Here is a 24,706-nt window from a genome sequence, read left to right as displayed (position 1 = left end):
CAGGTCAGATGAGTCCGAGGCGTCGCCACACACTCCGTCATTGCGAGCGGAGCGAAGCAATCCAGACTCTTTCCGCGGCGGCAGTCTGGATTGCTTCGTCGCAAGGGCTCCTCGCAATGACGGTGTGGAGCGAGCGTCGCCCTTACGACAGCCGCATGTCCAAGAGCCTTCGCCCTTCGCCCTTGAGCAGCTTCTTCACCGCGCTCGAGGCCACGACCTCGCCGTCATTGGCGTAGGCTTCGTGGTTCTTCTCGATGTCGTCGAGGCGGTAGAGGTAGTTGACCATCACGCCGGCGGATTCGCGCACGCCCTTCGGCGAGAGGTCTCCCAGCCAGTTGATGCGTTCGAGCCGCGCGCCGTTGCCGAGATGGAAGCGGGCGACGGAATCGATCAGCTTGCCCTTCGGCGTGCGCGCCTTGAGGAAATAGTGCGCTGCGAGCGGCTCGATCAAGGCGCGGAGCAGCGTCGTCGTCTCGGGGTTCTCGAACCATTTGGGATCGTCGAGGCGCTTCAGCACCTCGCGGTCCTCGTCCGACAGCGGCAAATCCTTGTCCTGCTTCACCCATGGCATGAAGCCGGGCACCGGCGACAGCGTCACGAAGGTGTCGAGCTTCGGCGTCTCGCGCCTGAGCTCCTCGACCACCTGCTTGATCAGGAAACTGCCGAAGGAGATGCCGCCGAGACCGCGCTGGGTGTTGGAGATCGAATAGAACACGGCGGTGCGCGCTCGTTCGATCGGCAGATGCTGGCGATCGACCGCGAGCAGCGGCGCGATCGCGCCGGGGATCGTCTCGGTCAGCGCCACCTCGACGAAGATCAGCGGCTCGTCCACCATCGCGGGATGGAAGAAGGCGTAGCAGCGCCGGTCGACCGGATCGATGCGGCGGCGCAGATCGTCCCAGTCGCTGATCTCGTGCACGGCTTCGTAACGGATGATCTTTTCGAGGATGTTGGCCGGGGTCGACCAGTCAATCCGGCGCAGCACGAGAAACCCCCTGTTGAACCACGACGAGAGAAGATGCGAGACGTCGCGATCGAGCGCGGCGAGATCGGTGTGTCCGTTCATCATGCCGAGCAGGTCGGCACGCATGGCGACGAGATCGCCGGTACCACCCGGCGCGCGGTTGAGGCGGCGGATCAGTTCCTGCCGGCGCGGCTCGGAGGCGAAATGCAGCGAGCTTGCGTCCTCGTCGCTCGGCTTGGCGCGCCATTTCTCGATCGCCTTGGACAGGCGCTCCCGGTCCGGACCGAAATCGCGCACGAGGCCCTCGAAGAAGGCGCGGCGGCCCGCCGCATCCAGCTCCCCGTAGATGTCGAGCACCTCACGCGCCAGGGCGGTGCCGGATGCTTCGCCACGGCCCGACAGCAGCGCGCCGCAGAGTTCGAGCAGCCCATCGGCATCCTGCTTGGTATCGGCGGAATCCCCGCGGCGCAGCAGCGTGCGGCCGCGCTCGGAGATGGTGGCGAGCAGGTCGGAGAAGAAGGCATTGGCCATCTGTGCTTTCAGTCCGGTTTGTGCGGTGCGGGAAGCTTACACGGGATTTAGGCGGAAACCGATCACAATCAAGCAGGGGAATGCGGCATCTTTAGTTGGGCCGTGCGTTTTGGAGAATGCCGTCATGCCCGGTGTGGGCGGGGATGCACTGGGTCGCGTTCATCTCAAACGCGCTGTCATGCCCCGCGAAGGCGGGGCATCCAGTACGCCGCAGCCCATCGGTTCAATCACCGGCGCTGGTGGAATACTGGATTGCCCGCTTTCGCGGGCAATGACACCGAGTGGGTGGCTAAGCTTTCCTCGCAAACTCCGTCGGCGTCCGCCCGGTCACCTGGCGGAAGGCCGCCGAGAACGCCGGCACGCTGGCATAGCCGAGCTGGGTCGCGAGCTGCTTCACCGACACGCTCGCATCGGTCGACAACCGCTGGATCGCGGCTGCAATCCGCGCGCGCTGGCACCAGCTCTTGAAGCTGAGCTGCGTCTCCGTGGAGAACAACCGCGACAAGGTACGCGCGGAGGTTCCGACCTCGCGCGCCAGCGTGTCGATGTCGTGCAGGCCGGTGGGATCGTCGAGCACGATCATCGCGGCGCGGCGGCAGCGCGGCTCGTGCGGCAGCGGCACGAAGGTCGCGGAATCCTCCGCCTGGTGCAATTCCAGCATCACCAGGCGCACCAAGAGCCCGGTCCGTTCCTCGGTGTTGCGCGCGTCGAACAAAGCGAGGATCGCCTGGTTCAGCAGGGGCGACACCCGCACCACGAATTCCCTGGTCAGCCCCTCATAGCGCTTCTCGCGCTTCAGCCAGGCGAGGTCGAAATACAGCGTGCGCATCTCGATGTCGGCGAGCAAATCGAGGGCGTGCTCGAGCCCGGCCGGCACCCAGACCGCACGGTCCGGCGGCACCAGCCAGCGCCCCTCGGGCGTCGTCACCTGCATGGTGCCCTTGGCCGCATAGATCAGCTGCGCCTCGCGGTGCAGGTGCGGATCGATCCGCATCCCCTTGGGATAGTCGCGCGCGACCAGATGCACGCCTGCGGGCGAGAAATGGTTGCTCCGGACCTCCCGAAGGATTGGCGTTTCCAAGACAGTCATTGGCAGCATCCCGTCATGGCCAGGACATATAACTCATTTCGGAGCAGGAGAGGATTCGGAATGAACAATCCCAGCCGGGTGATCAGTTTCGTCAACGCAGGCCATTTCATCGACCATTATGCGATGCTGATCTTCGCCGCCGCCGTGATCATCATGGGGCCGGCGCTCGGCATGGCCTATTCGGAACTCTTGCCTTACGCGACACCTGGCTTCGTGGCATTCGGTGCCGGCTCACTGCTGACGGGCTGGCTCGGCGACCGCTGGAGCCGCCGCCACATGATGCTGATCTTCTTCGTCGGCATCGGCCTGTCCATGATCTCGGTCGGCTTCGTCCAGACCCCGGCGCAGCTCGGCGCGGCGCTGTTCGCCATCGGCATCTTCGCCTCGATCTACCATCCAGTCGGCACCGCGATGATCGTGTCCTATGCCGACAGGCTCGGCCGCGAGATGGGCATCAACGGCGTCTGGGGCAATCTCGGCGTTGCCTCCTCCGCGCTGGTGACGGGCGTGATCGGGCAATATCTCGGCTGGCGCTTTGCCTTCATCGTCCCCGGCATCGTCACCATCCTGATCGGCATCGCGTTCGCGATGATGGTCGTGCACGAAGACCGCAAGGGCTCCAGGCAGGCGGCCGCGCAGGCGCGGGTCGCAAAACAGGACATGTGGCGCGTGATCCTGTCGCTGCTGATCGTCGTGATCGCGATCTCGACCACGTTCAACGCGGTCACCGTCGCGCTGCCAAAACTGTTCGCGGAGCGGCTTGCGGACCTGACCAAGAGCCCGGCGCTGTTAGGCGTGATCGCGGCCTGCGTCTACGTGTTCGGCGCGATGACGCAATACACGATCGGCCGGCTGCTCGACCGCTACTCGCTGAAGGCGGTGGCGCTGCCGCTGTCCTTCATGCTGGCGCCCTTCCTCTATCTCGCCGCGAGCCTGTCCAATCTGCCGCTGATCCTGGTCTCGATCGGCATCGTCATGGGCGCGTTCGGGCAGGTCACGGTCAACGACGCCATGGTCGGCAAATACACCAGCGAGGAATGGCGCTCGCGCGCCTATGCGGTGCGCTATTTCATCGGCTTCACCGCGGCCGGCGCCTCCGTCGGCCTGGTCGCCTGGCTCTACGAGCAGGGCGGCTTCGTGACGATGCTGCATGCCTTCGCCGCCCTCTGCCTGCTCGCGATCGCCGCCGCGATCATCCTCCCGCGCGAGATCCGGACGCCGCAGGCGGCCTAACCTCTCTCCACCGTCATTGCGAGGAGCCCAGCGACGAAGCAATCCAGAATCCTTCCGCGGGGGGACTCTGGATTGCTTCGCGGCGCTCGCAATGACGGAGAGCGTGGCGGCAGCTCGCGCAACTCCACCGTCACGCACCCCGCCGATCATGCCATTCTGCCAGTGATTTGCCCGACGGCGCAAGCCGATTCGGGTAGGCCGAAATTTTCTCGAGCCTTTTCAACACCATCGCTACTGTGCATGGGGTTGTTTTCGCACTTTTCGTTTTTCGACCCGCCGGGTGAGGTGGGAACCCGCTCCACCTCCCGCGGGTTCTATCCGCTGTGGCCCCGACACCGGGGCGGATGAAGGGGGAAAACCACCTGCATGCCATGGCGCCTGCTCCGACCGGTCGGCCTTGTCCCCGCGGCGCTCGTCCTCACCACCATTGCGGCCAGTGCCGAGGGCGGCAAATCGGCCGGCCCGTCCGAATTCCTGCTGGTGGCGCAGATCGTGCTGCTGATCGCGGTCGGCCGCGGCCTCGGCGAGATCATGCAGCGCATCGGCCAGCCCTCGGTGATCGGCGAGCTGCTCGCCGGCATTTTACTGGGGCCGTCGCTGTTCGGCTGGATCTGGCCGGAGGCGCAAGCCGCGATCTTCCCCAAGACACCCGAGCAGAAGGCGATGATCGACGGCATCGCCCAGTTCGGCATCCTGCTGCTGCTCTTGCTCACCGGCATGGAGACCGACCTCAAGCTGGTCAGGAAGGTCGGCAAGGCCGCGATCGCGATCTCGATCGCCGGCATCCTCGTGCCCTTCGCCTGCGGTTTCGCGCTCGGTGAGTTTCTGCCCGATGCGCTGCTGCCGAATCCGCAAGCGCGCCTCGTGGCCTCGCTGTTCATGGGCACGGCGCTGTCGATCTCCTCGGTGAAGATCGTCGCCGTGGTCGTGCGCGAGATGAATTTCATGCGCCGCAATGTCGGTCAGATCATCGTCGCGACCGCGGTCATCGACGATACCATCGGCTGGATCATCATCGCCGTCATCTTCAGCCTCGCCTCGCATGGCACGCTGGACATCGCCTCGGTGGCGAGGGCCGTGCTCGGCACGCTCGCCTTCCTCGCCATCAGTTTCACCATCGGCCGCCGGCTGGTGTTTCGGCTCATCCGCTGGGCCAACGACAATCTCGTCAGCGCGGCGGCAGTCATTACCGTCATCCTGCTGCTGATGTCCATGATGGCGCTGATCACGCACCTGATCGGTGTCCACACCGTGCTCGGGGCCTTCGTCGCCGGCATTCTGGTCGGGGAATCCCCGATCCTGACGCGGCAGATCGACGAGCGCCTGCGCGGATTGATCTCGAGCTTCTTCATGCCGGTGTTCTTCGGCCTCGCGGGCCTCAGTGCCGATCTCTCGGTGCTGCGCGATCCCGATCTGCTGATGCTGACCGGCCTGCTGGTCGTGATCGCCAGTGTGGGCAAGTTCGGCGGCGCCTTTGTCGGCGGCACGCTGGGCGGGCTGAACTATCGAGAGTCACTGGCGCTCGCGAGCGGGATGAACGCGCGCGGCTCGACCGAGGTCATCATCGCGACCATTGGCCTGTCCATCGGCGTGCTCAGCCAGAACCTGTTCACGATGATCGTCACCATGGCGATCGTGACCACGATGGCGATGCCGCCGATGCTGCGCGCGGCGCTGGCCAGGCTGCCGATGAACGCGGAGGAGAAGGCGCGCCTGGAGCGGGAGGAATTCGAGAAGCGCGGCTTCATCGCCAATCTCGAACGCCCTCTGCTGGCGGTAGACGAGAGCGTCAACGCCACCTTCGCCGCCCATATCGCCGGCCTGATCGCCGGCATGCGTGGCCTGCCGATCACCGTGCTCCATATCGGCAAGCGCGCCGGGGAGCAGGAGCAGGGCCGCGACGAGCAGGAAAGCCACGAGGCCGTGGTAAAGAAGGCCGCCGAAACCGTCTCCGCCAGTGGCGATGCCGGCAGCGTCGATGTCGTTACCCGTGCTAGGCGGGCGGAGCTCGGCGAAACCATTGCCGACGAGGCGCGCAAGGGCTTCGACCTCCTCGTCGTCGGCGTCGACAAGGTCACCGCCGCCAAGGATCGCTTCGACCGCAAGATCGAGGACATCGCGGCCAAATTCGAGGGGCCTCTCGCGATCGTGGCGGCCAAGGGTAAGCACTTGAAGCAGCCCGTGCCGGAAGGGCTCAACATCCTCGTTCCGGTCTCCGGCAGCGGCGTCTCCAAGCGCGGCGCCGAGGTCGCGGTCGCGCTGACGCAGGCCGGCTCAGGCTCGCTGCGGGTGATCTATGTCGCGACGACCCGGGACAAGGGCGCGCAGCGCGGCGCCTCTCGCGGCCTGGGCCAGGAGGCCGGCATCCTGAAGGACGCCAGCGATCTCGCCGCCCGCTACGACGTCGACATCACCACGACCCTGCGCGTAAACCGGGCGCCGGAGGCCGCGATCCTGCGCGAGATCGACACCACCGACGTCGATCTCGTGGTGATGGGCGTCGACCGGATCGAGGCCAATCATCTCTCCTTCGGCGGCGTTGCCGACGCGGTGCTCAGGCAGTCCAAGGTCTCGGTGCTGCTGGTGTCGAGCGGCGAGGCACGGCAGGCTCCGGCGGAGAATGCCTAGCGCGCGACGCGTTGGAGAAACGGGCTATGCGCGCTTGACCTCATAAGACGAGGCAACGTCGATCTCGTCGTCGCGCCGTGCGCCGGGGACATGCAGAGCAAACAACAGTTTGCGGTCGCGCTTGAACTCGGTCTCGAGGCGCTCCGCGATGGCGCGCTTTTCGGCCTCGTTGAAATGGTCCGATCGCCGCCCGAGATATTTGAACTCGCCGCGGCCGTCCCGGACATTGACGTTGATGTGGAGGCGTTCGATCCGGCCGTCCGATCTTTCGGCCCGATGCACGGCGCTGACGAACAGCACGCGCAGCGGCGTCACGACCCGATAATAGCCGATATAGTCCTGATCCGGCGAGAGCATGTCCGGCCGGGATTCGCCGGCATAGTGATCGACCGTGAGACGTCCGAGATCGTCGCCGACCTTTGCCGCATCGGACATATCGCCACCTGATGCTTCTGGCCTAGGCTGCGCCGGGCACGGTGGCCTGCAGCACCGGCAGGCCCTGAACACGACGCGACACGATGTGGTGGATTTTGATGCGGTCGGACTCGCCGGCGCCAAGCGTGTCGCCGTCGCGCAGCACGGCACCATGTTCGAGCACGTAGACGATGAGGCGGGCGACCGTGATCATGATCTCGTTCGGATCGGCGCCTTTGCCTTCGAACTCGATCTCGCGGTCGCCGAACGGCGCCAGGCCGAACGTAATCGCGCCGGTGATCTCGCCGTCGCGGAACGGATGAATGCTGACCCACAGCGGAAACGGAATGCGCGGATATTCGGCGAAAGCCTCGCGTGCAAACAGCTCCCATCGCTCGGCGGGGTGGGCGACAAGCCCATTCCATAAAACCGCCACGGCCGGGATGGTCGCAATCAAACCGCCGGTGACCGCGGTCACGGTGCGCGCGGCCTGCAGCCGCTCTGCAGGTGTCCCGACCCGCCCGACCGTCGATATCACGACGTGAGCGGCATGCCCGCCGAGCACCTCGAGCGCAGCCGGCCAGGTCGCGACGGTGCGCCGGCCGGGCAAGTCCCAGCTCTCGCGCGGGACCGGCATTGACATGACCATCAGCAGGATGTTCTGACCGGCGCAACGGATCACCGGCGCCGCCTGTCCCGCTGCAGCTTCGGGCAGGTCGATCTCGATTCCGGGATGTCGTTTGCGCAAGACATCCACGACCGCCGCGAGATCGAGCACGACGGGCCGGTCGAACAGAGCGAAGGCCAGGTGACGATCCGTCATGGCCACGTCCCTCATGTTTCCCAGCGCAAGTAGCTCCAACGCGGGCGGAGCGTTCCGGTTCAACTTCCGGACGAATTTTTGCGAACCAGATCCGCCTAGGACTTCACTTCCGCGACCGGCTGTGCCTTCGGCGCCTTCTTCGAGGAACGCCAGTTCTCGAAGCGCTGCACCACCACGAAGAACGCGGGCACGAACAGCACCGCGAGGCAGGTCGAGGCCAGCATGCCCGAGAACACGGTGATGCCGATCGACTTGCGCGCGCTGGCGCCGGCGCCGGTCGCGATCACCAGCGGCACCACGCCGAGGATGAAGGCGAACGAGGTCATCAGGATCGGGCGGAAGCGGGCGCGCGCGGCCTCGATCGCGGAGTCCAGGATCGGCTTGCCGTCGCGGCCGTGCAATTCCAACCCGACTTCGACGATCAGGATCGCGTTCTTGGCCGACAGCGCGATCAAGAGGATCAGGCCGATCTGGCAATAGAGGTTGTTGTCGATCTTGAGGCCAGAGAGGATCAGCATCGGCCCGAGCAGCGACAGCGGCACCGCGAGGATCACCGAGATCGGTGCGTACCAGCTCTCGTACTGGCCGGCGAGCACGAGATAGACCAGCAACATGGCAAGGCCGAACACCCAGTAGATCTGGTTGGAGACGGCTTTCTCCTGATACGACATCGCGGTCCATTCATAGCCGGTGCCCGGCGGCAGCGTCTTCGCCGCGATGTCTTCCATCAGCGTCAGCGACTGGCCGGAGGAATAGCCTTGCGCCGGCAGGCCGATGATGGTCGAGGACGGATAGAGATTGTAGAGGCTGATCAGCGACGGGCCGGTCGCCGGCGTGATCGTTGCGACCGTGCCGATCGGGATCATGTCGCCGTTCGAGTTGCGCACCTGCATGTTGGCGATGTCGCGCTCGGTAACGCGGAACGCGGGGTCGGCCTGGGTGTAGACCTGGAACACGCGGCCGAACTTGTTGAACTGGTTGACGTAGGACGAGCCGAGATAGGTCGACAGTGCCGCGAACACCTGGTCCGTCGTCACATGCAGGGTCTGCGTCTTGATACGGTCGATCTCGACGTTGAATTGCGGCACCGAGGAGCGGAACGAGGATTGCACGCGCTGGAGCGCGCTCTGGCTCTGCCCGTTGGAGACCATCGCACCCGTGATCGCCTGGAGTTTTGCGAAATCGCTGTTGCCGTCGCGCAACTCGACCTGCATCGAGAAACCGGCGGCGTTGCCGATGCCCTGGATCGGCGGCGGTGGCAGCACCAGCGTGCGCGCTTCCATGATGGTCGCGACCTTGTCGTTGAGCCCGTAGACCAGCGAGCGCAGATCCTCGCCGGGGCCTTTGCGCGCCTCCCAGTCCTTCAGGATGATGTAGGCGACGCCGGCATTGGCAAGGCTCGCGCTGTTGTCGAGCGCGGAGATGCCGGCGATGGTGATGACCTGCTGGACGCCGGGCGTGTCCTTGATGATATCGGCGGCCTTGTCGAGCACCGTCTGGGTCCGCTCCAGCGAGGCGCCGTCGGGCAGCTGCACCGCGGCGATCAGATAGCCCTGGTCCTCGATCGGCAGGAAGCCGGTCGGTACCCGCGACAGGCCGTAGCCGCTCAGCCCGATCACCAGCAGCGCGAACGCGACCGAGACCGTCGCGTGCCGGCACAGGAAGGTGATCAGCCGTGTATAGCCGCGCTCGACCCGGTCATAGACCGCGTTGAAGCCGCGATAGAAGAAATTGCGCTGTTCGGGCGGCACCGTGGGCCGCAGCCAGAGCGCGCATTGCGTCGGCTTCAGCGTCGCCGCGTTGATGGCGGAGAGCAGCGCCGTCGCCGCGATCACCAGCGCGAACTGTGAATAGATACGCCCGGTAAGGCCGGCGAGGAACGAGGCCGGCAAAAACACCGAGATCAGCACCAGCGTGATGCCGACGATCGGGGCAAAGAGCTGGTCCATCGCCTTGATCGCGGCATCGTGGCCGTTCATGCCTTGCTCGATGTTGTGCGCGGCGCCTTCCACTACAACGATGGCGTCGTCGACGACGATGCCGATCGCCAGCACGATCGCGAACAGCGTCGACATGTTGATGGTGAAGCCGAGCGCGGCCATCGCCGCGAACGCGCCGATGATGGTGACGGGCACGGTGGTCGCCGGCACCAGCATCGCGCGCCAGTCCTGCAAGAACACCAGGATCACGACCAGCACCAAGAGGCCGGCCTCGATCAGCGTCATGTAGACCTCGTGCACCGAGGCCTGCACGAACTTGGTGGTGTCGAACGGCGTGTCGTACTTCATGCCTTGCGGGAACGCCTTGGCGAGCTCGGCCATCTTCTTCTCGACGGCCTGCTCGACCTGGAGCGCGTTCGCTCCGGGCGACTGGAACACGCCGATGCCGGTGGCGGGCTGCTTGTTCAGCGAGAAGATCTGGCTGTAGGTCTGCGCGCCGAGCTCGACCCAGCCGACGTCGCGCACCCGCGTGACGTCGCCGCTGGTGCCGGACTTGACGATGATGTTCTCGAACTGGGTGGTGTCGTCGAGCCGGCCGTTGACGTTGAGCGTGTATTGGAACGCCTGTCCCGCCGGCGTCGGCGGCGCGCCGACCTGGCCGGCGGAGACCTGCTGGCTCTGCTGCTGGATCGCCTGGATGACGTCCTGTGGCACGAGGCCACGGACCTGCAGCTTGTTCGGATCGAGCCACACCCGCATCGAATACTGGCCGGCGCCGAACACCGTGACGTTGCCGACGCCGGGCAGGCGCGAGAGCTCGTCGCGGATGTTGATGGTGGCGTAGTTGCTCAAATACAGACTGTCGAAGGTCCTGTCCGGCGAGGTCAGCGTCACGAACAACAGGATCGAGGTCGACCGCTTCTGCACGGTGACGCCCTGGTTCTGCACGGCGGACGGCAGTTGCGACAGTGCGCTGGAGACGCGGTTCTGCACCAGCACCTGCGCGAAGTTGAGGTCGGTGCCGATCTTGAAGGTCACCGTCAGCGTATAGGTGCCGTCGGAGCCGCTGTAGGACTGCATGTAGAGCATGTCCTCGACGCCGTTGACCTGTTGCTCGATCGGCAGGGCCACCGTGTCGATCACGGTCTTGGCGGAAGCGCCGGGATAGCGCGTGGTGACCTGCACGGTTGGCGGCACCACGTCGGGATATTGTGCGATCGCGAGGTTGAACAGCGCGACGCCGCCGATCAGGATCATCAGCAGCGCGATGACGTTCGAGAGGACCGGCCGCTCGATGAAGAATTTTGAGATCATGGCCAGCTCCTACTTGGCAGCGGCCTGCGGCTGCTCGATCTTTGTGACTTGCGGATCGATCTTCTGGCCCGGGATCACGCGCAGCAGCCCCGCGATCACCACGCGATCGTCGGGCTTCAAGCCGCTTTCGATCACGCGCAAGCCGTTGTCGGCAGGGCCGATCTGCACCTTGCGCTGCTCGACCGTATTGTCGCCATTGACCACCAGGAGATAGCGGCCGCCCTGGTCGCTGCCGAGCGCGGTGTCGGGGACGAGGAGGGCGTCCTTCTCCTGGGTGAAGGGTACGCGGATCCGGACGAAATAGCCGGGCACCAGCACCCGTTTGTCGTTGGGCACGAGGCCGCGCACCGCGAGCGTGCCGGTCGACTGGTTGATGGTCGGCGAAACGTAGTCGAGATGGCCCTCATGGGGATAGCCGGTCTCGGTCTGAAGGCCGAGCTGGATCGGAAATTGCTTGAGGTCGGCCGGCGTCAGTCCCCGGCGGGCCGCCTCGGCGCGGATGCGCAGCACGTCCTGCTCGTTGACGGTGAAGTTCACATAGATCGGGTCCATCGCGACGATCGAGGCGAGCTGGGTCGGGGAGGAGACGCCGACGAGCTCGCCGATCGAGACCATATGCGCGCTGACGATGCCGTCGAACGGCGCCGTCACGTTGGTGTAGCCGTAATTGACCTCGGCCAGCCTCGTATTGACCTGGGCCTGCTGGAGGTTGGCCTGAGCGTTGTCGCGGGTCGATGTCGAGGTGTCGAGGGTGGACTGCGAGACCGCCTGGCGCTGCACGAGCTCGACCTGCCGCTTGTAATCGGCTTCGGTCTGCTTGACCGTGGCTTGCGCACCGACCTCCGCGGCCTTCGCCTGTTCGAGCTTGAGCTTGTAGGTCTCGGGCTCGATCGTGAACAGCTGGGTGCCCTGTTTGACGAAGCTGCCGTCCTGGTAGTCGATCGATTGCAGGAAGCCTTGCACACGCGCGACCAGGTCGACGCTCTTGATCGGCGCGGTGTTGCCGGTGGCCTCGATATAGCGGGTGACCGGGCGCTGCACGGGTGTTGCGACGTCCACCTTGGGCGGCGGCGGCGCCACGAACGTGTTCTTGTCCTCGCAGCCCGCGAGCGCGACCACGGCCATTGCTGCGGCCATTGACCGCCCGATAGGTCGCCACGCTCCATTGCGGTGTGCGGGATTCGCGCAGGTCATTCGATGGCCCCCGATGATTGTCTGTCGGTGCGGCAGGCTAGCAACAAATGACCGGGCGTGGAACACCATAGCCATGGCGGTCGCCGGCCTTGCACTGCACACCGCGCTGTGGCCCTTGACAGGTTTGTCATGACAAATGGCTTTTCATCGCGCGCACGATCGACCAGAATTGTGTCAAACGCCGCGCGACAGAGGCGAAGCGCTCGAACCGGTCAGAAGAGAAGAAGAAAAGGTCAGGAGAGCATGACATGCCAACGTCCTTCCACTCGGCCCTTGCCGGCCTCGTCCTCGCAGCGGCCCTCGCCATGCCCGCGCTAGCCGATGGCCTGAAGGACGACATCGCGCCGACCGGCAAGCTGCGGGTCGCGATTGCGATCAGCCCGGCGGGCGGCGCATTCTGGTCGACCAGGACGGAAGCCGGCTATGCCGGCGTGCCGGTCGATCTCGGCAAGGAGATGGCCGCGCAGCTCGGCGTGCCCGTCGAATATGTCGTGCACCAGAATTCCGGGCAGATCACCGACGCGGCGTCGAAAGGCAGCTGGGACGTCACATGGCTGCCCAAGGATCCCGAGCGCGAGACCAGGATGATGTTCGGCCCGATCTACGAGGTCGCGGACGCCACCTACATCGTCAAGCCCGGCTCGAGCGTCACCAATTTCGCCAGTCTCGACCAGGCGGGCGTCAAGGTCGCAGCCGTCAACGCCACCACCACCATGCGCGGCGCCGTCGCGCATCTGAAGAATGCCAAGGTCACGGGCTATCAGACCTATGACGAGATCTTCGGCCTTCTGAAGAGCGGCGAGATCGACGCCTTCGCGCTGTCGCGCGACCAGCTCAACAAGATGGCGCTGAAGATTCCGGGGACAAAGGTGCTGGACGAAACCTTCAAGAAAACGGTGACGGCCGTCGCCGTCCCGCTCGGCCATCAGCAGTCGCTTGCCTTCGTCACGAAATTCATGAACGAGGCGGTGACGAACGGCACCTTGCGCAAGGCCTATGACAACAATGGCCTGAAGGACTCGCCGATCCGGACGGAGTAGCGGCAGGCGGCTTCATGGCCAGCGAGCGTTCGGCCTGGCGGCTGTGTAAAGAATCTTGTCTCGGCCACTACGCAAAGTGTCTCGTGCGTCAAGTTGACACACCTTTGTCATTGCGCGCCATTAATGTCCCGAAGGTCGGCGTCATTCCTTCGGGGCAACACCCAATGAAAAATAGATTCCTGACGACGGTCGCGTTTTTCGCGGCCGCGACGGCACTCGCGTGCAGCATTCCGGTCCTGGCGGATGATTTCGACCGCGATCACGGGCACGACCAGGACGATCATCATCGACATCCGCACAACATCCACACCGAGACGCCGATCAAGCATCTCGTGATCATCTTCAACGAGAACCGTTCGTTCGATCATTACTTCGCGACCTATCCGATCGCGGCCAATCCGTCGGGCTCGATCCCGTTCGTGCCGAAGCCGCGTACGCCGAGGGTGAACAACCTCGTCACGGCGAACCTGCTGGTCAATAACCCCAACGACAGCCCGGCCAACGGCGCCGGCGCGACGGACCCGTTCCGCCTCGACCGCACCCAGGCCAACACGCGCTCGCAGAACCACGCCTACACGCCCGAGCAGCAGGCCGTGGACAATGGCAAGGAAGACCTGTTCCCGAAATTCACCGGCCGCGGCACCGCCGGCGGCGCCGGCGCGTTCGGCACCAACGGTCAGGTGATGGGCTATTTCGACGGCAACACCGTCACGGCCCTCTGGAACTACGCGCAGCATTTCTCGATGAGCGACAATGCCTGGACCGACACCTTCGGTCCGTCGACGCCGGGCATGCTCGAAGTGATCTCCGGACAGACCAACGGCGCGCAGAACGTCGTCGGCACGTCGACACAAACCGTTCCCGACGGGCAGGGCGGGCTGACGCTGATCGGCGATACCGATCCGGGCAGCGATCCCTGCTCGAGCACCACCAGCACGATCCTGATGGACGGCAAGAACATCGGCGACCTGCTCAATGCCGAGCACATCAGCTGGGGCAGCTTCATGGGCGGCTTCGACCTGACGCTCAAGAACGCCAACGGCACCACCGGCTGCGGCCGCAGCACCTTCTCCAGCAACGTCAACGGCACCATCGTCGACTACATTCCGCACCACGCCTGGTTCCAGTACTACAAGTCGACCGCCAACCCGACCCACGCGCGGCCGAGCTCGGTGCGGGCGATCGGCCACACCTATGCAATGGACGGCAAGGTCGATCCAGCCAACCACGGCTATGATCTCGAGGACTTCTACGCGGCTGTGACGGCCGGTAATTTTCCGGCCGTCTCCTACATCAAGATGCCGGCCTTCCAGGACGGGCATGCCGGCAACTCCGACCCGCTCGACGAGCAGACCGGCAACGTCGAGCTGATCAACTTCCTCCAGAAGCAGCCGGAATGGCGTGAGACCGCAATCATCATCACCTATGACGATTCCGACGGCTGGTACGACCACCAATACGTTGCGCCGAAGAGCGCCTCGTATGACGCAACCGCGGATCAGGTCAACGGTCCGGGCCTGTGCGGCCTCGGCGCACAGAAGCAGCCGGCCCCGAAGGGGCTCGGCGGCCAGCCGGTGAACGGACGCTGCGGTCCGGGCACGCGCATTCCCTTCATCGTGGTCTCGCCCTACGCCAGGACGAACTTCGTCAGCCGCAGCTACATCTCGCAGGCTTCCGTGGTGCGGTTCATCGAGGACAATTGGCTGCGCGGTCGGCGCCTCGGCGGCGGCTCGTTCGATGCGAACGCCGGGTCGATCATGGACCTGTTCGATTTCGATCAGGATCATCGCCACGACCTCCGGGTGGACGCGCTGTTCCTCGATCCGACCTCCGGCACGGTGATCACCAGCCCGCCGGATGAGCATCATCATCACCACTAGGACGTCTGGAGACATGAACAGCCGCACCATGTGGCTTCTCGGCGCCGGCCTGCTCTGTCTGGCCGGCGCCGTTTTTGCGGTCGGGTCGCATGCAGAGACCTCCACGGCGGCGGGTGCGAACCCGAACCCGGTCCGTCTCATGCGTCCGCCCGTTGCGCCGCTCTCCGCGATGGCGCAGCTCGGCAAGGAGATTTTTTACGACGCGTCACTGTCCTCGTCCGGTACGCTGTCATGTGCCTCCTGCCACAGCCCGGATCATGCCTACGGCCCGCCCAATGACGGACCGGTCATGCTCGGCGGCAAGGCCCTGTCGCGCCAAGGCGTGCGCGCGGTGCCGTCGCTGACCTATCTCGATCGCCATCCGAATTTCAGCATCGGCCCCGACAAGGGCGACGACGACAACGTCGTCGATCTCGCGCAGATGGCCGCAATCGGTCAGCAAGCCGCGCGCACGACGAAGACCGCGGGCGGCACCGGAGCGTCGGCGAACATCGTGCCGCAAGGCGGCCTGTTCTGGGACGGCCGCGCCGACACGCTGCAGGATCAGGCGCTGTTTCCTCTGCTCGATCCCAACGAGATGGACGGCGGCAGTGCGGAGGTCGTCGCGGACAAGCTGCGCGGGGCGCCTTACGCCAACCGCTTCGTCGAGCTGTTCGGCGCCGGCGTGCTGAGAAATCAGCGGCTCCTGATCGCGGAGGCGATGTTCGCGGTGGCGCGCTATCAGGTCGAGGAGCCGAGCTTCCATCCCTATACCAGCAAGTACGATTACTGGCTCGAGGGCAAGGCGCGGCTGTCCGAGAGCGAGCTGCGCGGCTTGCAGATGTTCAACGATCCCGACAAGGCCAATTGCGCGGGATGCCACACCTCGGCGCCGACCCGCGACGGCCTGCCGCCGCTGTTCACCGACCACCAATACGAGGCGCTCGGCGCGCCGCGCAATGCCGCGCTTGCCGGCAACCGCGATCCCAATTATTTCGACCTCGGCGTCTGCGGCCCGCATCGCACCGACATCCCCGAGCAGACGCAATATTGCGGCATGTTCCTGACCCCGACGCTGCGCAACACGGCGACGCGCCACGCCTTCTTCCACAACGGCGTCTTCCGCACCCTCGAGCAGGTGCTCGATTTCTACAATTTCCGTGACATCAATCCGGACAAGGTGTTTCCGCGCGCTGCCGACGGCACGGTGCGGAAGTACGACGACCTGCCGCAAAAATATCACGCCAATGTCGACGTCACCGATCCGCCGTTCGATCGTCATCCCGGTGACAGGCCGGCGATGACGGAACAGGACGAGGCTGATATCATCGCGTTCCTGAAGACGTTGACGGACGGTTACCGGCCGGAGAATTAGGACGAGGCTGATCGACGCGCAAAGTCGTGTTACGCTGTCCTGGCCTTTCCGTGCCCGACCAAGAAAGCGACAATGGATTGTTGGAGCCATTCCATGAATCGCGCGCTTCACCTGATGGTCCAGCTCGGAATTCTGTCGCTCGCAACTTGGAACCTCGCCTTTGGAGAAGACGCTTCGATCGTCTCCATCACGACGCCGCGCGGCGTCCAGCAATCCTTCATCCTGATCAAACCGGACCACGCAACTGCATCCGTCATCCTGTTCGCTGGCGGCAGCGGAAATCTGCGATTGAGTAGGGTCCCATCTCCGCAAGTGGGGCCGTACGCTTTCGTGGCCGGAAACTTCCTCGTGCGCAGCCGCGTGAAGTTCGCCGCGCATGATCTCATCGTGGCTGTGATGGATGCTCCGTCCGATCAACCGAGGGGCATGAGCGGATCGTTTCGTCTCAGCAGCGACCACGCGATCGATATCGGTGCCGTCGCCGACTACTTGAAGCGCCAGGCCGACGTGCCGGTGTGGCTGGTCGGCACCAGCGCGGGCAGCTGGTCGGCGGCACGCGGCGCCATCGCTGCTGGCCGCGACGGCATCGCGGCCGGTTCGATCGATGGCCTCGTGTTGACGTCGACCGTTACCCGCATTGCACCAGGCTCGTCCTTGGCAAAACTCTTCCCCGACGTCGCCAGGGACTACCCGGACGGCGTCATCAGCATGGCGCTGCCCGAGATCAAGGTCCCCACGCTTATTGTGTCGCATAGCGAAGATGCCTGCGAGTTCACGCCCGCCGTTGACGCGCCGGCGCTCGCAAAACGCCTGACGCGAGCAGCCAAGGTGGCGGTTGTTCTGGTCAGCGGCGGCGACCCACCGAGATCCGACCCGTGCGAGGCTTTCGCAGCACATGGCTACTACGGCGTTGAGACGCAGGCGGTCGACGGGATTGCGGAATTCATCTCGGCCAACAGCAAGCGCGAGCCATGATGCGTCTCTGCGCATCGTGCCATTGGCGGACGCGCCAACAGCCATGCGAGTGCACTGTCCTAAGTCGGTCCGCCGCCCATTGGCGCGCGTGAGCTTGACCTTTCTTCGCCTGCGTCGAACGGCCGATACAGCCGATCCCTCAGCGCGGCCTGATCTCCGCATATTTCGTCATCGCCTTCTCGAACTTCCGGTTGAACAGCCACATCGCCCCCATGATCTCGCGGAAGCTTGCGGAGGTCCTCGCCCGGTCGGCCTGTCCGAACGCGAAAATGCTGTTGTTGCGCAGATGCTTCATGATTGTGGGGCTGGACACCCTGTAGTTCAGCAGGTCGCCCGATTTGAGCGCGGACCGCGTCGGGGTGGGAACGATCTGGATCAGCTCGAACAGCTTCATCTGGTCGATCGGGTCGGGCAGCGTCTTCACGATTCCCGGAATCTCCCGAAAGAGATCCGCATGCGCGTTCATCAGGCCGTCGCGCACGTTGGTCCAGTGATTGAAGCGGTGATCGGTGCCGCGGGCCCGCGCCTCTTCCTTGTCGTCGCGCGCACCCAGTCCCGGATCGATCGCCGCGACTTCGCCCTTGATCGCCTCCCATTTCCTGCGGCCGTTGCGGTCCTCGGAGGGGCCGGTCTGGAAGCTGCCCATATAGGTGTTCGAGCGCCCGTTGCGGACATTCTGCTTGCCGTTGGTTTCCGCGAAGAACAGCCCGAGGCTGATGCGTCCTGCGGCCGCCGCGTGAGGTGGCGCGAGCCCCTTGGCGCGCGCGATCGCGACCGCGAGATCGACGACGTCCTTGAACGGCGTCGGCGAGTTCTGTGCTCCGGCCGGCGGCGCCTCCATGATGTCGAAGAGCCCGGCATATTCGTCGATCAGCGGCTCGATGTCGGCATCGAAATAGGCCGGCGGTATCTCGAACTTGTTGGGCCGGCCGATCCGCGACGGCATGGCGTCGGTGAGATCCTTGTAGCTGCTGATCACGGCAACGCGCGCGAGATACAGCGCCTGGCCCGGCAGGTTTGGCAGCGGCTGCTTCGCGTCGATCTGCTTGCGCCGCTCGGCGAGAATGGCCTTGAAGTCGCCGAGCGCGCGATTGTAGGTCGCGAGCGCCTCCGACTGCTTCGCCGTGAGCGTTTGTGCCTGGCTCATGGCGATCGTCGCGAGGATCAGCCCAAGCGCCACCATGGCTGCGGCGGCGTGACGTCGTGGTTCCATCGCGAGCTCCCAGGCCTGTCGATTCGGCGGCGACGGGAATCGTAGGCATCGCGGCGCAGGCTGGCGAGGGACAAATCTCGTCCCGCCGGATTATCCGGGCTCAGGACGCCACCCGGTACTCCGGCGCCGTGGCCAGGAACTTCGCATAGGCATCCGCGTCCGGCGGCTGGAAGTGCCCGGCAAGCCCGCCACGCTTCTGGTTCTTCGCGCCGATGTCGGCCATCAGCTCGTCGAAATGGCGATAGTGATAGGGCGCGACGCACAGGCCGCCATAGACGCCGGCAGCCGGACGCTCGACGCGCTTGAAGTGCAGCATCATCTCGATGTTGTCGCGCATCGCTTGCGCCGTCGGCTGGTTGGCGAGCTGGCCGTCGGCATAGCGCACCAGCCAGTTCGCGGCGAGGTCGGCGCAGAGCACGGTGCAGAACGACGAGTTGAAGCCGACGAAGCCGAGCTCGGGCAGATCGGGGTTGGCGATCAGGCGGTAGAGCCGGTACTGCCCGTCTTCATCGACCAGCTTCTGTTGATACGCCGCGGGCAGGAAGGGCACGCCGAGCTTGTAGCCGATCGCAAGCACGGCGACGTCGGCACCGACGCGCTCGCCGCCGCTCATCACGATGCTGTCGCCCTCATACTGATCGAAGCTGCCGAACACCGCCTTGATGCGGCCGTCGGCGACCATCGGGTGGAAGCCGGGCGTTGCGATCGGCACCGAGCAGTTGACGCCGTCCTCGATCCGCTCCTTCGGCACCATCCCGCATTGCTTCAGCTTGAGCTGCGCCTTCAACAGGCTCTCGAGCCCGCGCCAGTTCGCCCAGATCAGCGGCGCGGCGAGACGAAGCGCGAGCCGTGCCGTGGCGCTCGCGCCCCAGCCCGGAAACATCTCCTCCTGCGCGCGGATGTAGAGGATGCGCTTGAAGTTCACGAGGCCGCCGATGAAATAGGGAATGCGCCAGACCGGCTCGCGCATCACGATGGTGACCTCGCGCGCGCCCGATTTCACCGCGTTCACCGCGATGTCGGTCGCCGACTTCGATCCGCCGAGCACGACGACGCGGCGCCCTTTCACCAGCGAAGGATCGCTGTATGTCGACGAATGCAGGATCTGGCCTCCTTGCGCCAGAAAGCCCTCCTCGCCCGGGCAATGCAGCTCGCGCGGCTCGTTGAACTGCCCGGTGCAGACCGCGACGAAATCGAAGTCCTCGTTCGTGGTTGCGCCATCCCTGGCCGTTAGCGCGAGCGACCAGCCCGGCTTGCCGTCGGCGCGGCGCGCCATGCCCGCGACGGCGGTGTTGAGGCGCAGCATGCGGTCGAGGCCGAAGCTCTTCGCATAGTCGGCGAGATAGGCATGGACCTGCGGCCCGGTCGGCCATTCCGGATAGGCGTCCGGCATCGCGCGATCGGTGTAGCGGTAGAGCTCCTTCGGGCTCTGCGTCTGCACGTCGGGATAGGAGCGCGCCGGCTCCCAGACGCCGCCGAGATCGCCGCTGCGCTCGACGATGGTGACGCGGTGGCCGCGGATGGAGAACGCCTTGGCGGCAGCAAGGCCGGAGATACCGGCGCCGATCACGCAGACATGTTTTGGGCTGACCATGGGATGGCTCGCAATCAATGTGTTTCGCGCGCAAGCGGCCACGTTCGGCCGCAAGGCGCGGCCGGCGGGACCTGCAAGCGGATGAAAATGGATCGAGGAGGCTACGCCTAGTCGTTGGCCTCGGGCGGCAGGAAGTCGACCTCGTGCAGCGCCGAGATGCGCACGACCTCGGCCGGGTCGGTCAGATTGTGGAGCTGCTCGAACAACGCCTCCAGCTTCTGCATTGGCGAGACCCAGAACAGCGCGCGGCACGGCTTGTCGGACTTGTTGAAATAGCCGTGCGGGATGCCGCGCGGCATGCGCACGAGATCGCCGGCGTGGGCCTTGACCCATTGGCCGTCGAGCTTGAGGTCGAGCGTGCCTTCCTGCACCAGGATGAACTCGTCCTGGGTCGGATGGATGTGCACCGGCACGAACTGGCCGGGATCGCTGTTGGTCTCGAACGCGAAGGTGGACTCGGTGACGGCCTTGGGGAAATAGACCTGACCCAGGATGTTCCAGGTCTTGCCGCCATAGCCCGTGCCGTTTGCGGTAATGCCCTTTTCGAGTGCAGTCATGCTCGCCTCCTCATGGATTCCGGCGGGGACGGAGCATCGGCCGGTCATGGGCACCTGTCTATCCGCTAAACGAATCCGCACGCGGCTGCTGCCATGCAGCACGACGATTTTGCGGGTGCGGCCCTTTTCGCGACCGGGGAACTATTATAGGTTTAAAACAACTTCGTGACGCGAAGCGTGGTCGACGATGTCCGCAGCCGAGCTGGAAATGAGCGCAACAATTTTCGCAGCCGACCGGCTCGCGGACTTTGCCCGCGTCACTACCGACGATGTCGACGAGGCGGCCGAGCAGATCGGGCGCATTTTCTGCCCGCACGATCTCAAGCCGGCACAGCCGCGGGCGGCCGGCTTCTCCGCCCGGCACAATTGCGCGGCATTCGACGGCTTTTCCATCAACTACGTCGCCTATGGCGGATCGGTCAGCATCGATCCCGGCTGCCTCGATCGCTTCTTCCTGGTGCAGGTTCCGCTCAGCGGCAGCGCCCACATTCGTGCCGGCGCCAGCGAGCTCGATGCCGCGCCGGACAGGACGGCGTCGCTGCTGTCGCCGACGATTCCGACCCGAATGGTCTGGACGGATTGTGCGCAGGCGATCCTGCTGCTCGACCGCCGCATGGTCGAGCAGCGTGCTGCGGCGCTGTCGGGCAAAGCGGCCGGCCCCGTCGAGTTCGATCCGATCATCGCTCTGGATGCGCCGTCCGGGCAGGGCCTCCGAACCAGCCTTGCCGAATTGATGACGCTCGCCGAGCGTCTCGGGCCGTCCGGCAGGCTTTCACCGGTCGCGATGGCCGATTGGCGCGAGGGACTGCTCGATCATCTCCTCAACGGCCAGCGCCATGGCCTGTCGGATGCGATCAGAACGTTCTCGGGGCAAGCTGAGCGGCTGCCACGCGCGCTCCGTGCCGCACGCGACCATCTTGCGGACACTGCCGGTGAGCCGCTCGACCTCGCGCAGCTTGCCTGCGCATCCGGGATCGGCATCCGCGCGCTTCAGCTCGGCTTCCGTCGTCATTTCGGGGTGTCGATCTCGCAGATGCTGCTCGACATGCGACTTGCCGGTCTGCACGCCCGGCTCGCGCAGGCTTCGCCCGATGCCTCCATCACCGACATCGCATTCGATCTCGGCTTCACCCATCTCAGCCGCATGGCCGGAGCCTACCGCGAAAAATTCGGCGAGACGCCGTCGGCCACGCTGCGGCGAAGAATGAGCTAGCCGCAAGACGGCTATCTCCGCGGCCTCCTCGTGGCGTTGTCTTCGGCCGCCTGCCTGCGCAGAAAGCCCTCGAGATCGGCCTGCACCGAATAGGGTGTCGGGATCGCATCACCGGCGGCATCGACCGCCGTGTCGAGGGAGCGGCGCAGCATGCGCGCGAGCTCGGCCTTGCGATAGGGCTTCGTCAGGAGCGGCGCGCCCATCGTGGCGCCTGCCGGCCCATGCGGGGCGTCGTGGGCATAACCCGACGTGAACAGCACCCGCAGCGAGGGTCGCGCGGCGACCATCTCGACGGCGAGCTCCCGTCCATTCAAGGCACCGGCCATCACGATATCGGTGAAGAGCAGGTCGAACGGCGTGCCCGCGGCCGCGATGGCGAGCGCTTCGGCCGCGTTGGCGGCTTGGATGACCTTGTAGCCGAGGCTTTCGAGCTGGACCGTGACGTATTGGCGGACGTCGCGATCGTCCTCGACGCACAGGATGGTTTCCTTACCCCCGACGACCTTGCGCTCGTCATAGCCGGCCGGACGCAGCGTGCTGGTCTCGGCCTTCGGCAGATAGATCGTGAAAATGGTGCCGCCGCCTTCGACGGAGCTGACCTTGATGCCGCCGCCGGATTGCTTGACGAAGCCGAACACCATGCTGAGGCCGAGGCCCGTACCTTTGCCGACGTCCTTGGTCGAGAAGAAGGGATCGAAGATGCGTTCGAGGATGGCCTGCGGAATGCCGGTGCCGCTGTCGGCGATCTCGATCTCGACATAGTGGCCGGCATAGCCGGCGCCGACCGCGACGGCCTCGCGCACGCCGAACACGACGTTGCGCGTCGTCAGCGTCAGCCTGCCGCCATCCAGCATCGCATCGCGCGCGTTGATCGCGAGGTTGAGTAGCGCCGAGCTCAACTGGCCGCGGTCGGCGAAGGCGAGCCAGACGTTGCGGTCGAGCCTGGTGACGATCTCGATCTTCTTGTCGAAGGTCGCCAGCAGCAGCTTTGCGAGCTCTTCGAGCAATTCGTTGACGTCGATCTCGGCGGGATGGAGCGCCTGCTTGCGCGCAAAGGACAGCAGGCTCGACGTCAGCGCGGCGCCGCGGTCGGCCGCTTCGCTGATCAGCTTGGTGATGGTGGCGAGCGGCGGGTTGTCCTTGACAGCGTCGGCGAGGATCTCGATCGTGCCCGTGATCACGGTGAGCATGTTGTTGAATTCGTGCGCGATGCCGCCGGTGAGCTGGCCGACCGCCTCCATCTTCTGGGCCTGGATCAACTGCTCCTCGGCGGCGCGCTTCTGGGTGACGTCCTTGATGAAATTGTTGATGATTGTGCGCCCGCCGATCTGAAGCGCAGTGCTCGACGCCTCGATCAGGATCTTGTCGCCGTTCCGGTGCAGCAGCGTCGCCTCGAACCGGATGCCGATCGGGGTATTCGACAGTTCCGGCAGCAGCCGCATCATGCGTTGCCTGAAGCCGTCGCGAAGCGGCTCGGCGATCAGGAGGTTGACGACATCAGCGCCGAGCGCCTCCTTGCGCGTCCATCCGGTCAGCGCCTCGGCCTGAACACTCCACTCCAGGACGATGCCGTCCGCATCGGTCTGAACGAAGGCATCGAGCGCGGTCTTGATGACGGCTTGCGTGATTTGCGCGCTGGCCTGCGCTCGCTCGGCGAGCTGCGCAGCCATGCGCTCGTCCTGCGTCGTCTCGATCGCGCGCGCGCAGAACCGCACGAGCAGCACCGCAACGATGCCGCTTGCGATCAGGGCGACGATCTGGGCAATGCCGAACCCGCTTCCGGTGACGGCATAGGAGCCAAGGAGGGCCACGGCGGTCACGACGACCTGTGCGGCCATCGCGAGTGTCAGAAGCCCCCTGGGTTTCATGGTCTCACACCCACGACGTCAGTTACGGACTCCCACGTCCGCCCCCGCAAATGGAGTCCGGTTTCATGTGGCTACAGATTCCCTGAGCCTGCGTCGAGAGGCAATTTCCGACCAGCCGCAGGCGTTCCTCGGCGCCTCAACCTGCCGGCGAATCGGTCTGGTGCAGCGTCGTGACCCAGATCGCGCGCGCGACCTGCTGGGTCGGGTTGTCGAACATGTGCGGCACGATGCTCGGAAACCGGAAACTGTCGCCGGCTTCCAGCAGATGAGCCTGGTTGTCGAGCCACAGCCGCAGGCTGCCGGACAGGATGTAGCCGGCCTTCTCGCCGGTGTGCTGCAGGAAATCCGTGCCGGACGAGGCGCCGGGATTGAGCGTGAGCTCGTAGAGTTCGAGCTGGCCCTTGCCTTCCGGCGTGAGGGCTTCCTTGACGACGCCGCTGGCGGTGAGCCGCAGCAGCCGCCGGCTGCCCTTGCGCACGATGTAGCGCTGCACGTCGGCGGGATCGCTGGTCTCGAAGAAGTAGGAGATGGGGACTTCGAGCGCGATGCTGAGCAGGCGCAGCGTGCGGATCGACGGCATGGCGCGCGCGCGTTCGAGCTGGCTGATCATGCCGTTGGAGAGGCCGGTCTTGTTGGCGACGTCCTGGATCGAGAGCCCGGCGCGCTGACGCAGCAGCCGCACGGTTTCGCCGAGCCGCTGGTCGACTGCATCGTCGGCCTCGGCCGCCGGCGCGTCCTTCGGACCGTTCGTATCGCCGCGACCATCCATGTCGCTCTCCCATGCATCGTCTCAGCTCCGGACCACAGCGGTCCGGAGCTTCAGTCGGAGTGAAAAGGTCGCGCATCCTAGCAATGTGATTGACAGCTGTATTTAGTCATGA

At 65.1% G+C, this 24,706-nt stretch carries 18 protein-coding genes; 7 read left to right on the top strand and 11 right to left on the bottom strand.

What is annotated here, in order from left to right:
• Positions 1–142: 142 nt before the first annotated feature.
• On the bottom strand, positions 143–1,495 hold the full coding sequence (locus tag I3J27_RS29210; RefSeq protein ID WP_270162334.1) for a malonyl-CoA decarboxylase: 1,353 nt from the start codon (positions 1,493–1,495) through the stop codon (positions 143–145).
• A gap of 289 nt (positions 1,496–1,784) precedes the next feature.
• Positions 1,785–2,585, bottom strand: coding sequence for an AraC family transcriptional regulator (locus tag I3J27_RS29205; protein ID WP_270162333.1), 801 nt, complete (start codon positions 2,583–2,585; stop codon positions 1,785–1,787).
• Between the two features lie 60 nt (positions 2,586–2,645).
• Here I3J27_RS29205 and I3J27_RS29200 point away from each other — a divergent pair, with 60 nt between their 5' ends.
• Both I3J27_RS29200 and I3J27_RS29195 read left to right on the top strand, forming a co-directional pair.
• Complete coding sequence (locus tag I3J27_RS29200; protein WP_270162332.1) at positions 2,646–3,818, top strand: MFS transporter; 1,173 nt, start codon at positions 2,646–2,648, stop codon at positions 3,816–3,818.
• Positions 3,819–4,184: 366 nt separating this feature from the next.
• Complete coding sequence (locus I3J27_RS29195) at positions 4,185–6,446, top strand: cation:proton antiporter domain-containing protein (protein WP_270162331.1); 2,262 nt, start codon at positions 4,185–4,187, stop codon at positions 6,444–6,446.
• Between the two features lie 24 nt (positions 6,447–6,470).
• Here the strand turns inward: I3J27_RS29195 and I3J27_RS29190 are convergent, their stop codons facing one another.
• From I3J27_RS29190 to I3J27_RS29175, 4 genes are all read right to left on the bottom strand, one after another.
• On the bottom strand, positions 6,471–6,881 hold the full coding sequence (locus tag I3J27_RS29190) for a hypothetical protein (protein WP_270162330.1): 411 nt from the start codon (positions 6,879–6,881) through the stop codon (positions 6,471–6,473).
• Positions 6,882–6,903: 22 nt separating this feature from the next.
• Positions 6,904–7,683: a DUF4261 domain-containing protein gene (locus I3J27_RS29185; protein ID WP_270162329.1), complete on the bottom strand. Its 780-nt coding sequence runs from the start codon at positions 7,681–7,683 to the stop codon at positions 6,904–6,906.
• 95 nt (positions 7,684–7,778) lie between these two features.
• Entirely contained in the window at positions 7,779–10,937 is a 3,159-nt protein-coding gene (locus tag I3J27_RS29180; RefSeq protein ID WP_270162328.1) for an efflux RND transporter permease subunit, read from the bottom strand.
• A gap of 9 nt (positions 10,938–10,946) precedes the next feature.
• Positions 10,947–12,131 (bottom strand): efflux RND transporter periplasmic adaptor subunit, encoded by a 1,185-nt coding sequence (locus I3J27_RS29175; protein WP_270162327.1) that lies wholly within the window; start codon positions 12,129–12,131, stop codon positions 10,947–10,949.
• Between the two features lie 248 nt (positions 12,132–12,379).
• On the opposite strand from I3J27_RS29175, the gene I3J27_RS29170 reads away from it, so the two are divergent.
• From I3J27_RS29170 to I3J27_RS29155, 4 genes are all read left to right on the top strand, one after another.
• Complete coding sequence (locus I3J27_RS29170; protein WP_270162326.1) at positions 12,380–13,171, top strand: ABC transporter substrate-binding protein; 792 nt, start codon at positions 12,380–12,382, stop codon at positions 13,169–13,171.
• Positions 13,172–13,335: 164 nt separating this feature from the next.
• Complete coding sequence (locus tag I3J27_RS29165) at positions 13,336–15,051, top strand: phospholipase C (RefSeq protein ID WP_270162325.1); 1,716 nt, start codon at positions 13,336–13,338, stop codon at positions 15,049–15,051.
• 13 nt (positions 15,052–15,064) lie between these two features.
• Positions 15,065–16,405 carry a cytochrome-c peroxidase gene (locus tag I3J27_RS29160; RefSeq protein WP_270162324.1) on the top strand — a complete coding sequence of 447 codons (1,341 nt, stop codon included), beginning with the start codon at positions 15,065–15,067 and terminating at the stop codon, positions 16,403–16,405.
• A 93-nt stretch (positions 16,406–16,498) separates the two neighbouring features.
• Positions 16,499–17,380: an alpha/beta hydrolase gene (locus I3J27_RS29155; RefSeq protein ID WP_270162323.1), complete on the top strand. Its 882-nt coding sequence runs from the start codon at positions 16,499–16,501 to the stop codon at positions 17,378–17,380.
• A gap of 139 nt (positions 17,381–17,519) precedes the next feature.
• Here the strand turns inward: I3J27_RS29155 and I3J27_RS29150 are convergent, their stop codons facing one another.
• The 3 genes from I3J27_RS29150 to I3J27_RS29140 form a co-directional block, all read right to left on the bottom strand.
• On the bottom strand, positions 17,520–18,593 hold the full coding sequence (locus I3J27_RS29150) for a hypothetical protein (RefSeq protein ID WP_270162322.1): 1,074 nt from the start codon (positions 18,591–18,593) through the stop codon (positions 17,520–17,522).
• 100 nt (positions 18,594–18,693) lie between these two features.
• Positions 18,694–20,187, bottom strand: coding sequence for a flavin-containing monooxygenase (locus tag I3J27_RS29145; protein ID WP_270162321.1), 1,494 nt, complete (start codon positions 20,185–20,187; stop codon positions 18,694–18,696).
• 107 nt (positions 20,188–20,294) lie between these two features.
• Positions 20,295–20,744 carry a cupin domain-containing protein gene (locus I3J27_RS29140; protein ID WP_270162320.1) on the bottom strand — a complete coding sequence of 150 codons (450 nt, stop codon included), beginning with the start codon at positions 20,742–20,744 and terminating at the stop codon, positions 20,295–20,297.
• 187 nt (positions 20,745–20,931) lie between these two features.
• Here I3J27_RS29140 and I3J27_RS29135 point away from each other — a divergent pair, with 187 nt between their 5' ends.
• Positions 20,932–21,957 carry an AraC family transcriptional regulator gene (locus I3J27_RS29135; protein WP_270162319.1) on the top strand — a complete coding sequence of 342 codons (1,026 nt, stop codon included), beginning with the start codon at positions 20,932–20,934 and terminating at the stop codon, positions 21,955–21,957.
• A gap of 11 nt (positions 21,958–21,968) precedes the next feature.
• On the opposite strand, the gene I3J27_RS29130 is transcribed toward I3J27_RS29135, so the two are convergent.
• Positions 21,969–23,825 carry an ATP-binding protein gene (locus tag I3J27_RS29130; protein ID WP_270162318.1) on the bottom strand — a complete coding sequence of 619 codons (1,857 nt, stop codon included), beginning with the start codon at positions 23,823–23,825 and terminating at the stop codon, positions 21,969–21,971.
• A gap of 136 nt (positions 23,826–23,961) precedes the next feature.
• Positions 23,962–24,594: a helix-turn-helix domain-containing protein gene (locus I3J27_RS29125; RefSeq protein ID WP_270162317.1), complete on the bottom strand. Its 633-nt coding sequence runs from the start codon at positions 24,592–24,594 to the stop codon at positions 23,962–23,964.
• Between the last annotated feature and the right edge of the window lie 112 nt (positions 24,595–24,706).

The sequence above is a fragment of the Bradyrhizobium xenonodulans genome (assembly GCF_027594865.1).
Lineage (GTDB): Bacteria > Pseudomonadota > Alphaproteobacteria > Rhizobiales > Xanthobacteraceae > Bradyrhizobium > Bradyrhizobium xenonodulans.
Note: the sequence above shows the minus strand (reverse complement) of the source record. Positions and strands in the feature narration are given on the sequence as shown.